Here is a 12,779-nt window from a genome sequence, read left to right as displayed (position 1 = left end):
GTATGAAATCCCCTCATTTCTTAAACCTCCATTCTCTTATTCATAACAAACATGCCAAGCGTCGTACTTATCAAAATGATTACCGTCAGAAAAGTGATACAGCCTGAAGCATATGCACTGTCTCCCATTGTCGAGTACTCTACAAGCGTTCGATTAACATAATATTGTACCGATAACTTTTGCACATGTTCCGGATATGCATACATATACATATTAAAGGTACCTCCTAAAAATCCTATCGTCATCAGGCCAAGATAGCCTGCCACAATACTTACTACCACACTTTTAAAGAGATAGAACAAGAGCACCCCTACCGTACCGGAAGCTATGCAGAGAAGCAGAAGAATGCCGAGCGAAGCTGGTATCTTCCCCCAATGCACTCCAAAAAGCATTATGGATAATCCCATGGTAATTCCAAGCTCTACCGCTGTTGCCAACACACAGGGCACTACTTTCCCCAAATATAAAGAAAGTTTTGATACCGGTGCGATCTGGAGTCTGTTTTCTATTTTATTTTTTCTTTCATTGGAAATGACCACCGACAAAGAAACCATACCTGCCCATGCAAAATAAACGACTTCAATGATTCCGTAATAGTCCATAGCGGAAGGCAACGGATTAACAGCAAGTCTTTCTGCCTTTATATAATCTTTATCCGGCAATTGTGTCTCCTTAAGATTTTGTACCTTTTCCGGATTCTCCGTCAAATATTCTTTCAATACCTTTACGCTGTGAATCATCTTGTCAAACGAAGCCAACGCACTGTTTAGTACCATTGTTTCTATCTTCTTATCTTCTGAACCGTAAATTATCATTTCTTTATCCGTAACAAGAAGAAATATATCCGTTGCTTTCTTTTCCAACAGGTCTTTGTATTCCGTCGCTTCATATTCTTGCAGGTAAATATCATTTTCTTCACAGCCCTCTACGAAAGTTTCAAAAGCTTCCCGAAAGCTTTGCTCTTCTTCCTCATTTTCGATATGAATGGCATATCCGACAGCTATTTTTTCAATGGCCGTATCTTTTCCCAGCATATCTTCAAAAACCGATGCCAGTAATGCCATAACCATAAGAGGCAGTGCCGTCATAAAAAACAAAATCCACTTATTCTTCAGCATCAATTTTAAATTATTTTTTATTAAAACCCATGGCATCACGCTTTATCCCCCTCCGCATAATCTCTTAGTTTTTTCCCTGTCAGCGTAAGGAACACTTCCTCAAGAGACATATTTGCCGATAAGTCATCTGTTACAAGAGAAACCAATTCTTCCTTCGTGCCTACCGCAATGATCTTTCCATTATCCATAATTGCGATCCTCGTACAGATTGCTTCAATTTCTTCCATGTAGTGGCTGGTATAAATAACGGTTGCGCCTTGGCTGTTAATGTATTTTATCTTTTTTAAAATAAAATTTCTCGACTGAGGGTCAATTCCTACCGTAGGCTCGTCAAAAAACAAGAGCTCCGGATTATGTCCAAGTGCACAAGCAATATTAAGCCTCCTTTTCATTCCACCCGAGAAATTCTTGGCATAATCATTTCTGTGTTCGCTTAAGCCAACGAATTCCAGAGCCTCACCGACCGCATCCTTTAACTCTTTTCCTTTTAATCCGTATAGCGATGTGAAAAGTTCTACATTTTCCCACGCCTTCAAATTTCCATGAATAGCAATATCCTGAGGTATATAACCGATACGCCTTCTGATCTGCCGCGTATTTAAGACCGTATTCATTTCTTTGGAAAAAATCCGGACGGAACCGGCCGTAGGCTTGGTCAGCGCACAGATCATATTCATGGTAGTACTTTTTCCGGCCCCGTTAGGTCCTAAAAGTCCGAAAATTTCGCCTTTCTTTATTTCCATAGAAATATGGTCTACCACCGGTTTGTTGTCATATTTTTTTGTTAATCCCTGTAGTTTTAATACTGTTTCCTCCATATATAAAGCTTCCTCTCTTTCTTTGCTTCTTTCCGCCTTGTTTCCTGTCCACCTATTCTACTTATGTATATTAACAAATCAAGTAAACGGTCTAAAGTGAAAGAAGTCACTTTTTTGGGGATGACTTTTGTCACCTTGATGAAAGAATTTATTGTAATATAAAAAGATTAGGACTTTTGGTGTCCTAATCTTTAAAGTTACTTCTTATTTATCTTTTATTTTTTAATTAAAGAATATTCCCTAGTTCCGAATCAAATAATCAAATGCACCTAACGCCGCATTAGCACCGGAGCCCATAGATATAATTATCTGTTTATATGGACTGTTGGTACAATCTCCCGCTGCAAATACTCCCGGAATACTAGTAGCATTGTGATTATCCACTATGATTTCACCAATACGATTACGCTCCACACTATCTCCCAGCCACTCTGTATTAGGTACCAATCCAATCTGAACGAACACACCCTGCAGTTCAATGTGATGTTCTTCTTGTGTGCCCCTGTCTATATAAGTGATTCCATTTACCTTATCGGTTCCTATAATTTCTTTCGTTTGAACATTTTTATAGACGGTTACATTAGGCAGTGAATATAAGCGCTCTTGAAGTACCGCATCCGCTTTTAATTCCGGCATAAACTCAAGAACTGTTACATGATTTACAATACCTGCCAAATCAATGGCTGCTTCAATTCCGGAGTTCCCGCCTCCAATGACAACAACACGCTTTCCTTTGAATAGAGGCCCGTCACAATGAGGGCAATAAGCAACTCCCTTATTTTTATATTCAATTTCACCCGGTACGCCGACATTGCGCCAGCGTGCACCCGTGGAAAGAATTACTGTTTTACTTTTCAAAGTTGCTCCGTTTTCCAGTTCAACCTCTACATATTCTTTCTTTTTTAAACTTTTTGCACGCTGCGGCATCATAACATCTACATTATAATCTTTTACATGGGCTTCCAGATTATCAGAAAGCCTCGAGCCTTCAATATGCTTTATGCTTATAAAGTTCTCTATACCTAAGGTATCTCTTACCTGACCTCCAAATCTCTCTGCAACAATTCCGGTTCGAATCCCTTTTCTTGCCGCATAGATGGCTGCACTGGATCCCGCCGGACCACCGCCTATCACCAACACTTCATATGGTTCTCTGTCATAGAATTCAGATATGTCAGCAGTGCTGCCCAGTTTGGCAAGTATTTCTTCTATCGCCATTCTCCCGGTGCTAAAAGGTTCTCCGTTTAAATAAACAGAAGGCACCGCCATAATATTCTTGCTTTCTACCTCATCTTTAAACACTCCACCATCAATCATTGTATGAGTAATACCCGGATTAAGCACGCTCATTACATTAAGAGCCTGCACTACCTCTGGGCAGTTATGGCAGCTTAAACTAATATAAGACTCAAAATGATATTCGCCCACAATTCCTTTAATCTGTTCAATTATCTTCTCATCCACTTTAGGGGTTCTTCCACTCACCTGCAAAAGTGCCAGCACCAAAGATGTGAACTCATGACCTAAAGGAATACCCGCAAAGGTTATTCCAGTTTCTTCACCAACACGATTGATACTAAAGCTCGGCGTTTTAGACAAGTCAGAACGCTCTATCTTAATTTGGGATGACATGGCAGCTAATTCATTTACTAAATCCACCATATCATTGGAAACTTGGTCCGTTCCATGACTTACCTTAATCAGAACCTCATTTTCCATAAGCTTAAGATACTCTGCCAATTGTTCTTTTATATCCGCATCTAGTATCATAATATCTCTCCTTAAATTTTACCTACAAGATCCAGGCTTGGTTTTAGCGTAGCAGAGCCTTCTTTCCATTTTGCAGGGCAGACTTCTCCCGGATTTTTTCTGACATATTGAGCGGCTTTCACCTTGTCAATAAGAATACCCGCATCACGCCCGATACTTCCTGCATTAATTTCCACCGATTGAATAATGCCGTCCGGATCAATAATAAAGGTTCCGCGGTCTGCAAGTCCATCCGCCTCTATTAAAACATCAAAATTACGTGATAATGCATGAGAAGGGTCTCCAATCATAATATAAGTTATCTTCTTAATAGCTTCTGAACTGTCATGCCATGCCTTATGCGTAAAATGCGTATCTGTAGAAACAGAATATACTTCTGCCCCTAAATTCTTCAGTTCCTCATAATTATTTTGTAAATCTTCGAGTTCAGTCGGGCACACAAATGTGAAATCTGCCGGATAAAAGCAAACAATGCTCCATTTCCCTTTAAAATTTTCCTCTGTAACTTCAATGAACTTTCCATTCTGATAAGCCTGCGCTTTAAATTGCTGTACTTCTTTTCCAATTAATGACATAATTTTGACCTCCTAAATTAATTATTATTTTGATATATTTCTCAATAATAGTAATGATTACTGTTATTTATTATATATCTTATAATCCATGTCTTGTCAAGTATTATTCAGTATTTTTGCAGAAAATATTAACCTTTTTTCCTAATAGGAAATGAATCAGAAGTTGCTTATCATAAATCTTTTCCATTAAATATTGAACCAATAGACTGTATTTTCATTTATTTTCTCAAATCCTAATTTTCCGGCCATATTGTATGAATTGGGGTTTGATTCAACACAATCCCATTGTGGAATAAGTCCATTTCTCAAGCAATCGTTTATGAATTCTATCGCCATCGCATAAGCCAACCCCTTTCTTCTATGCTTCTCTTCTGTTTCAATATCTATTGCTATTACATTTTTAAAACATGCAGTTCCAACCATTACAGCAACGATTCTTCTATCTAAAATAATGCAATATGCAATACTTTTATTCTTAAATTCTTCAAATGAGTACCATGATTCCAACAACCGAACTTTTAATAAATCTTCATTTTCAAATTCATTTTCTGTTAACATATTCCAGAATATATCATCTACTTTTCTTAGCTGATATCCTTTGGGAATATCCTGATTTTTTTCAGGTATTTTATTGACTCGGAACGAGAATTCTTTTTCTGTTTGGATTGATTTATTTTTAAAGATTTCTAAAATATTCTTGTATATATTTTCACTTTCAATAGAAAATTCAAAACATTTATATCCCTTTTCCTTTAAGTGATGAAATAAATCATTTTCCAAAAAATCTTTTAAATCTGAAAAGTCTTCATTTGTTTTATATGTGCCAAGAAATGCAAAACTTCCTACTGCATAGGACTCGGCAATTGCAACTCTTGGTTCTTCAATATTGTCAACCCATAACGTACCCTTACATTCCTGGTTCACAATACCAGAAAAGCTCGGGGATTTTTCATTTACGACATTTGCTACATCTTTTATCTTTATATCTTTGCTTATTTGTATCATCAGTACCCCCCCCCATTCATAGCGGATATTAACACTGGTATACATTTTATTAATTCTCTAAACGAAGAATTAATTTGTGATGTTTATTGTACCATTTATTTTGCGTCTGACAATGAATCCCAATAACGGTTACACAAGCATATTTTGTTTTTACATTACTTATCAACTGGTTGCCCGTCTCGTTATTATTGTTTTTTGCCAGTTGCTTCCTTTTGTACTCTGTGCATAAAGGACGGGATTCTATCTCTATTCATGCAATTCTAACGGCAGTCCGTCAGGGTCAGCAAAAAAAGTCATCTTTTTCCCCGTAAACGTGTCCGTCCTGACGGGTTCCGTTTCGATTCCAAGTCCATTCAATTCTTTTATGACCTCTTCAATTTTCTCTACCTTAAAAGCCAGATGCCTCAGCCCGCAAGCCTCCGGGTAACTCGGCCTCTTGGGACTTCCCGGTATTCCAAACAACTCCAGCTCCATATCCCCTAACTTTAAATCCAGCTTATAATCTCCGCGCTCTTGTCTGTAATTCTCACGAATAACCTCAAATCCCAACAAATCCACGTAAAAATGTTTTGATTTTTCATAATTGGAAACAATAATTGCCACATGATGAACCTTGTTTAATTTCATATTAATAACCATGCCTTTCTCATAACCTGCAAACTTTGGGCCGAGGCACAAAGTTGCGTGTGAAAAATTTATTTTTCACACTAAACTCTTTTCTTTCCATACCATTCTACCACACATTCTTTTTTTCATATACATCGATTCTTGTTCTAAAAGCAGCTCGAAGGAATTTCAAACTGGCCTAGTTAAAAAGTTTTAAAATGGCACTTTTTATAGCTCCATTTCTGAGTATAATGTGATTTAAACATGAATACATAGCGAAACTAGATTATAGGAGGAGAAACCATTATGAGAAATGAAAAGGTTCACAAAATTGTATTTATCGGTTTAATTGCAGCTTTATCCTACGTAGTATTTACCTTTTTACAAATTAAAATCACATTGCCCGGAGGTGATGCCACTTCAATCCATCTGGGCAACGCCGTATGTGTAATCGGCGCTTTGCTTCTCGGCGGGGTATCCGGGGGCCTGGGCGGTGCTCTCGGCATGACGATCGGCGACCTGATGGACCCTATTTATGTTGTATACGCTCCCAAGACCTTCCTGCTCAAGTTCTTCATCGGCTTTATAACAGGCATCATTGCCCATAGATTCGGCAAGATTTCTACCGAGACCAATTCGAAAAAGGTATTTAAGTGGACTGTGTTAGCAGCGGTAAGCGGCCTCCTTTTCAATGTAATCTTCGATCCTCTCATCGGCTATTACTACAAACTGCTCATTCTGGGAAAGCCTGCTGCCGAAATCACTCTCGCATGGAACATCGCCGCAACCTCTATCAATGCGGTGACCTCCTCCATCGTATCCGTTGCCGTATATATGGCTCTGCGCCCGGCACTTAAAAAGTCAGGGCTGTTCTTCACTATCAGTAAATAGCATTAAGGGTATTCTCCTGCACGGAGAATACCCTTAAAAAGGCTTTAACCATATTATTGTATTACCGAAATATTAGTTTTCTTGCGAATATTGCAGGATTAATCTTCTTCCGGAATAACAATAGCCGCGACCAAATATATGATCAATCCCGTTCCAAAGCTGGCTATGCTCAGAATCAACCAGATCAGCCTCACTACCGTAGGGTCCATCCCCAAATAATTACCAAGTCCTCCGCAAACACCGGAAATCATCCTGTTAAACTTTGACCTCGTCAACTTCTTATAATCGTTATCCATATCATTACCATCCTTTTCTTATTTTTATTTTAAAGTATTTCTTTTTTCTTTACAACAGCTTATCTCCTTATTCAAAGGATACTTTAATATTTCCCATAGCGCATTCCAGCGAACAGTCTTTCTCGGCGTCGTTATCTATAAACGCATCGCTGGACAGAGCACCATATATCTTATCTCCTATATTAATACTCCCTGCATCGCAGCTCGCTTTATAGTTATAATCCTTCTCTGAACCCGAAAGCACCAACTCTACGGCACCCAGTCCGCAATCCACATTTATTTCCTTCGTGATATCAGCTTCCAAATACGCATGCCCTACTCCTACATTCATATCCAGTTCCTGCGCTTTCACTCCGCCCAAAATCACTTTTCCGGCACCGATATCTACCTTCAAGCTGCTGCAATTAATTTTATCCGAGGTCGCCATCCCTGCACCTATCTGCAATTCAATTTCATCCGCATCCAATTCTCCTAAGTCTGCCAAACCTGCGCCTTCCGCTATTGCCACCTTCTCAAACTGCGCGCCTTCCGGAATATAAAGATAGACCTTCTCTCCATCATTTACGCGGTTCTTGTAATTTCCTATCAGATGCAGCACGCCGTCCTCCTCATAATATTCATATATTCCCATGCCTTCTTTCTGGATTCCGAAATTCCCGTCCTGCGCTTCCTTTATATAAAGCGCCGCCCCTCCAATCGAAATGTACATTGTCTTTATACCAGATTCACCGACAGTGATTTGGCTGTAATCACTTCCTACAGCAATTCCCTTTCCATCGTAATCCCAGTTCTGCGCATCATCAAAGCCCCAGCCTTCCATATCGAAGTCCCAGCCATCACCATAATTCTCATACTCCGTACTATCGGAAATCCAGTCCCCTTTGCCGTCTGCCCATTCCTCTATATCATCGAAATAATTACCGGTATAGGCATGTGATACTCCGTATAACATCTTCGACCAGGAGCTGTTTCCTCCGATTTCATCCACCTGCTTCCAGCCGCCGCTCACAACTCCTATTACACATATTGTACCCCCAACCAAAATCAGAATCAATGCGGTAATCAAACAAATCTTCGTAAATTTCTTCATGCCTTTTCACCTCCCTTTTTTCTAAATAGCTTGCTGAACAGGTCCGACACTACTCTCATAAGCCACGGAATTGCCCTTAAGCAAATCCAAACGGAAAGCCAGATGAAGAATAGAGAGAGGCCTCCGACGAACAAGCTCGCTCCGATCAGGCAAACTCCTGCCAGCGGCGCATAGAATAAACATCCGATTCCTATTACGAGCAATACGATAGCCGTTACGAAAAGCAGAATACCTGCCAACGCTATTCCGAAGAAAAAGCCCAGGACACCTACAAAGATTCCCACTCCGGCACTCAGAAGACCTCCCGCTATGGAAACAAGCAGCGGTGAAGCCAAGATACATAAAATAGCGATTATCGCAATCATACCGCCCGAAAGGGAGCTTTTTTCTTTCTTTTTTATTACCTCATTTTTTTCTTCGTGCTGTGCCGTATAATCTTTATATCCCGTTTCTGTAAATTCCCCGGTTGTTCCGTTATCACCTAAGCCTTCTTTAATCGTCTTCGCTATTTTTTCAGGTGTACCGAGGGACTCAAGTACCTCCTGTTCATTCTCTACTCCTGCATCGTTCAGGTAGTCATTATAGTATTGTAATGCCTCTTCCCTTTCTCCGTCTGATATATCGGAAAGAAGCGATTCCAATTTCTGCATAAATTCCAATCTATTCATGTACGATTCCTCCCTCGAACATTCCGTTTATTTTTTGAGAATATTTCTTCCATTCGCTTTTGTACAACGAAAGCTGTGCCCTTCCTCTTTCCGTGACCTTATAATACCGTCTGTTTCTTCCGGCACATTCCATATCATATACTTCCAAACACTCATCCTTCTGCAGCCGCCTTAGTACCGGATATAATGTTGATTCTGACAATTCTATGACCTGCCTTACCTCTTGGGTTATCTTATATCCATAAGTCCCCTCCGGATCGCCCGATACAACCGCCAGTACAATTGCGTCAAGCAGTGCCGCTCCTGTATTAAATACCATTTAACCTACTCCTTTCGTATCATACTAAATATTCTTCTCATAACCTTCCGATTCTGCACTCCTTTATTCCTTCCTGTTTCTTAAATTCTTCCTTCATTCCATTGTTGAATATAATATTATATGGTATATACTATCATTTCTTAATTCATACTATACAACATATAATATTATGTTGTCAATAAGCATTGTATTTTTTTTCAAATTAAGCTAAACTATATATAAGGGAAAGCGTATTTATGGTTCTTTCATAAATATAAGGAACGGGAGTATACATGAGATAAGGGAGGCTAAACAATGAAAAAATATGAACGAATATCCTTAATTGTAAGTGCAGAGCAATACCAATTGAATAAAGGTATGGAAGATGGTTTCGAGCTCTACACCAAGGTTATTACAAATGGCTGGATCAGCCCTGACAACTTAATTCAAATTACCAGGCCGGACGGTACCATTGTCTGCCCTTTTATTCAAAACAGACGGGGAGTCATCTTCATCCGCGAAGGAGACTATATTATTGCAGAAAGCGACAGTGAACGCCATGTATGCGGTGCTGATAAGTTCGATAAACGCTATAAATCGGTATAGAACCAGAACATGTACATCTGTATAAGACTAAAATATGTCTGTATCAAAGAAAACATGTAAAATTTCAAAACAGATACAGTAAAGCACTTCTGCTCGCTGTATCTGTTTTTATGTAATAGGAAGGTGCTCCTATTACATAAAAGCCCTTCGGACAAACAATGCGCAGCTGCGCGCGCGGAACAAAAGCTGTGCTGTCAAAGTTTTGGGCACAAGGATGTACGAAGCACACCTTTGTTCTTATCACCCATCTTATTTTGAAAATCGGGAAGGAGTTCATATGCCCCTCAGACAAAAATACCTATTAGAATGCTGCACAGACAGCGTTGAGTCTTCCATTAACGCGCAAAAAGGAAAAGCCGACAGGCTGGAACTTTGCTCCAATCTCATTATCGGCGGCACCACCCCCACCCTCGCCCTATTTAAGCGAGTTCGGGAAACAGTAGATATCCCTATCCATGTCCTAATACGTCCTCGTTTCGGGGATTTCCTTTACAGCCTTCATGAATTGAACATTATAATTAAGGAAATAGATATGTTCCGTGACGCAGGCGCCGACGGCATCGTCATCGGATGCTTAAACGCTGACGGCGAACTGGCAGTTTCTGAACTAAAGGAGCTGATAGCTCATGCCGGGGCTATGCGCATAACCCTTCACCGCGCCTTCGATATGTGTAAATCTCCTTTCAAGGCTATGGAAGAAGCGAAGGAGCTGGGCATTCACAACATCCTTACCTCAGGCCAACAATCCTCCTGTCTGAAAGGCATTGACTTACTCAGACAATTAAGTAAAGAAGCGAACGGCTCCATCTCCATTATAGCAGGTGCAGGAATTGATGAAGCTGCTGTCCGCACTCTGCTTGAGGAAACTTCCATCACGTCCTTTCATATGTCAGGAAAAAGAATTGTGGAAAGCGAAATGAGATTTCGCAATCCCCACGTTTCCATGGGCATTCCCGGCATGAGTGAATATGAAATATGGCGAACGGATGCCGGCGAAATCTCCGCAGTCAGAAAGCGATTGGACGAGACACTCCCGAATTAATCTTATAAATCTTTCTTTTCAAATACATTGATCGAAAGCTTCATTGAGCCTAGCAACAGTATGGTGCAGACACCAAGAACGCTTGCGCTTTGTATTAACTGATTCGCCTGTGTATCTATGCTGAGAAAACCCGAAATTGCACCTAAACCCGGGTTACCGTCCAAAATGCTGATGATAAATGAGGAACCTCCCATAATCACCATCAGCGACAGCAAATACCACATCCTGCCCTTTTCCACTCCTACCTTAAACATAATCGGCAAATTGGTTGATATAAAGAGGAACGAAACAGAAAATAAAGGCATAATCATCTGCAAAATAGAATCAATCTGTACGCTTCCATATCTGACTATTCCAGTCAACATAGTCAGAACAGCATACAATAGGACTGACAACCCTACTCCTATTAATCCGAATACATATTTACTTACGACAATATCATGTTTGGAAAAGGGAAGCATCGATGCATAACTGGTCCAGCCGCTCCTCTCATCGAGTCCTAATGCAGTAATAGGCAGCATAGCCATAAATATTACCGAGAATACCGTCCAAAATGAGCTGTCGCTCACTACACCAATGAGAATATAGATTATTACAAGAGCAAGCATGAACTTCGCCTGCTTCCATATCATATAAAAGTCCTTTAACAGCAATCCTTTCATTATTTATCCACTCCTTTTACCATAAATAAAATAATATCTTCAATTGACGCATTTTCTATATTCATTCCCCTCGGTACCTTTTTACGATCCACCAGTGCGTCAACTCCGTAGCTGTTTTCTCTTTTTCCTTTTATTGCCGACCATTCCAACCCATTCAGTTCAGTTTTTTTGCAGTGCAGAATTGCGTAGTTTTCCAAAAGGCGGTCTTTTTCCTCACAGAATATAAGCTTACCCTTATGGAGAAAAGCAATATAATCGCATAACTTTTCCAGATCACTGACAATGTGGGAGGAAATCAGAATGGAATTCTCTTCTTTTCTCGTAAATTCAAGGAAAATATCTAGGATTTCATCCCTTACAATGGGATCCAGCCCGCTGGTGGCCTCATCCAGAACCAGCAACTTCGCACGATGAGACATCGCTGCCGCTATTGCCAGCTTCATCTTCATTCCTCTGGAATAGTCCTTGAAAGGCTTTTTCCCGGGAAGAGAAAAACGCTCGATATAATGAAAATAAGTCTCTTCCTCCCAGTTTTGATAGGTCATTTTCATAATAGCGTTCAATTGCTTTGCCGTTATGATTTCCGGGAATCCTGTTTCATCCAGCACGATACCGATATCCTCCTTCGTCACCTTGAAATCGGCCCGGTTATCCTTACCGAGTACGGTTATCTCGCCGCCGTCGCGATTTATCGCATTCATAATCAGCTTAATCATCGTGCTTTTTCCCGCACCATTCTCCCCGATAAGTCCCATAATACAACCGGACGGCAGCCTGAGGCTGACATTATCCAGCTTAAAGTCCTTGTACTCTTTCGTTAAATTTGTTATTTCCAAAGCATTCATAATTTACTCCTTTGCTATTCTTCTTCCAGAAATTGAAACATCTTCGCCAAGTCTTTCCCCGTTAATCCGGACGACCTCGCAAGCTCAGAAATTTCCCGCATATGCGCTTCTATCTTTTTTAAATTTTCTTCTCTTATAAACTCCATGTCTTTCTTCGCTACAAAGCACCCCTTGGAGGCTATCGTATAAATAAATCCTTCCTTTTCCAGTTCATCATACGCTCTCTTCGTAGTGATTACGCTGATACGTAAATCTTTGGCAAGAGATCGTATGGACGGAAGAGCGTCACCTTCCTTTAATTCTCCGGCTATGATATTCTTCTTAATCTGCGTACATATCTGCTCATAAATCGGCTGCCCACCGGAATTACTAATCAATATGTCCAATTCTCTCACCTCTTTTCGTTCCACACTTTATTCTACGGTTTTATTCTTCACGCTATGGTTTCTTTCCTTCGTGCTGCGGCTTCTTTCTTCGGACTACGGCTTC

General features: G+C 40.2%; 16 protein-coding genes. 3 read left to right on the top strand and 13 right to left on the bottom strand.

Going from position 1 to position 12,779, the window contains the following annotated elements; all coding sequences use genetic code 11:
- Positions 1–20 precede the first annotated feature (20 nt).
- The 6 genes from CC90_RS0100975 to gloA2 form a co-directional block, all read right to left on the bottom strand.
- On the bottom strand, positions 21–1,154 hold the full coding sequence (locus CC90_RS0100975; RefSeq protein WP_031388976.1) for an ABC transporter permease: 1,134 nt from the start codon (positions 1,152–1,154) through the stop codon (positions 21–23).
- Positions 1,154–1,936 carry an ABC transporter ATP-binding protein gene (locus CC90_RS0100970; RefSeq protein ID WP_031388975.1) on the bottom strand — a complete coding sequence of 261 codons (783 nt, stop codon included), beginning with the start codon at positions 1,934–1,936 and terminating at the stop codon, positions 1,154–1,156. The genes CC90_RS0100975 and CC90_RS0100970 overlap by 1 nt, the downstream gene beginning before the upstream one ends.
- Positions 1,937–2,176: 240 nt before the next feature.
- Positions 2,177–3,706, bottom strand: a complete 1,530-nt coding sequence (gene ahpF, locus CC90_RS0100965) for an alkyl hydroperoxide reductase subunit F (protein WP_031388974.1) — start codon at positions 3,704–3,706, stop codon at positions 2,177–2,179.
- 11 nt (positions 3,707–3,717) lie between these two features.
- Positions 3,718–4,281, bottom strand: coding sequence for an alkyl hydroperoxide reductase subunit C (ahpC, locus tag CC90_RS0100960; RefSeq protein WP_031388973.1), 564 nt, complete (start codon positions 4,279–4,281; stop codon positions 3,718–3,720).
- 186 nt (positions 4,282–4,467) lie between these two features.
- Complete coding sequence (locus CC90_RS22840; RefSeq protein ID WP_157837517.1) at positions 4,468–5,286, bottom strand: GNAT family N-acetyltransferase; 819 nt, start codon at positions 5,284–5,286, stop codon at positions 4,468–4,470.
- Positions 5,287–5,532: 246 nt separating this feature from the next.
- Complete coding sequence (gloA2, locus tag CC90_RS0100950) at positions 5,533–5,913, bottom strand: SMU1112c/YaeR family gloxylase I-like metalloprotein (protein WP_031388971.1); 381 nt, start codon at positions 5,911–5,913, stop codon at positions 5,533–5,535.
- 285 nt (positions 5,914–6,198) lie between these two features.
- Between gloA2 and CC90_RS0100945 the strand changes: the two genes are divergently transcribed.
- Entirely contained in the window at positions 6,199–6,783 is a 585-nt protein-coding gene (locus CC90_RS0100945; RefSeq protein ID WP_031388970.1) for an ECF transporter S component, read from the top strand.
- Between the two features lie 98 nt (positions 6,784–6,881).
- Here CC90_RS0100945 and CC90_RS0100940 read toward each other — a convergent pair whose 3' ends face one another.
- From CC90_RS0100940 to CC90_RS0100925, 4 genes are all read right to left on the bottom strand, one after another.
- Positions 6,882–7,079: a PspC domain-containing protein gene (locus tag CC90_RS0100940; RefSeq protein WP_031388969.1), complete on the bottom strand. Its 198-nt coding sequence runs from the start codon at positions 7,077–7,079 to the stop codon at positions 6,882–6,884.
- A gap of 67 nt (positions 7,080–7,146) precedes the next feature.
- Positions 7,147–8,169, bottom strand: a complete 1,023-nt coding sequence (locus CC90_RS0100935; RefSeq protein WP_031388968.1) for a DUF4097 family beta strand repeat-containing protein — start codon at positions 8,167–8,169, stop codon at positions 7,147–7,149.
- The gene (locus tag CC90_RS22835; RefSeq protein ID WP_051869220.1) at positions 8,166–8,837 is read right to left on the bottom strand and encodes a DUF1700 domain-containing protein; all 672 of its coding nucleotides are present in this window, start codon (positions 8,835–8,837) and stop codon (positions 8,166–8,168) included. The genes CC90_RS0100935 and CC90_RS22835 overlap by 4 nt, the downstream gene beginning before the upstream one ends.
- Positions 8,830–9,156: a PadR family transcriptional regulator gene (locus tag CC90_RS0100925; RefSeq protein WP_031388966.1), complete on the bottom strand. Its 327-nt coding sequence runs from the start codon at positions 9,154–9,156 to the stop codon at positions 8,830–8,832. Before CC90_RS0100925 ends, CC90_RS22835 begins: the two co-directional genes overlap by 8 nt.
- Positions 9,157–9,450: 294 nt before the next feature.
- Between CC90_RS0100925 and CC90_RS0100920 the strand changes: the two genes are divergently transcribed.
- The gene (locus CC90_RS0100920; RefSeq protein WP_031388965.1) at positions 9,451–9,741 is read left to right on the top strand and encodes a hypothetical protein; all 291 of its coding nucleotides are present in this window, start codon (positions 9,451–9,453) and stop codon (positions 9,739–9,741) included.
- 277 nt (positions 9,742–10,018) lie between these two features.
- Positions 10,019–10,783, top strand: a complete 765-nt coding sequence (locus CC90_RS0100910) for a copper homeostasis protein CutC (RefSeq protein ID WP_031388963.1) — start codon at positions 10,019–10,021, stop codon at positions 10,781–10,783.
- Positions 10,784–10,785: 2 nt separating this feature from the next.
- On the opposite strand, the gene CC90_RS0100905 is transcribed toward CC90_RS0100910, so the two are convergent.
- From CC90_RS0100905 to CC90_RS0100895, 3 genes are read right to left on the bottom strand one after another with little or no spacing between them, the layout of a single operon-like run.
- Positions 10,786–11,445 (bottom strand): ABC-2 transporter permease, encoded by a 660-nt coding sequence (locus CC90_RS0100905; RefSeq protein WP_031388962.1) that lies wholly within the window; start codon positions 11,443–11,445, stop codon positions 10,786–10,788.
- Complete coding sequence (locus CC90_RS0100900; RefSeq protein WP_031388961.1) at positions 11,445–12,290, bottom strand: ABC transporter ATP-binding protein; 846 nt, start codon at positions 12,288–12,290, stop codon at positions 11,445–11,447. The genes CC90_RS0100905 and CC90_RS0100900 overlap by 1 nt, the downstream gene beginning before the upstream one ends.
- Before the next feature lie 14 nt (positions 12,291–12,304).
- Complete coding sequence (locus CC90_RS0100895; protein WP_031388960.1) at positions 12,305–12,676, bottom strand: GntR family transcriptional regulator; 372 nt, start codon at positions 12,674–12,676, stop codon at positions 12,305–12,307.
- Between the last annotated feature and the right edge of the window lie 103 nt (positions 12,677–12,779).

It is taken from the genome of Kineothrix alysoides, assembly GCF_000732725.1.
Taxonomy (GTDB): Bacteria; Bacillota; Clostridia; order Lachnospirales; family Lachnospiraceae; genus Kineothrix; species Kineothrix alysoides.
The sequence above is the reverse complement of the archived record's forward strand: the minus strand, read 5'-3'. Positions and strand labels throughout refer to the sequence as shown.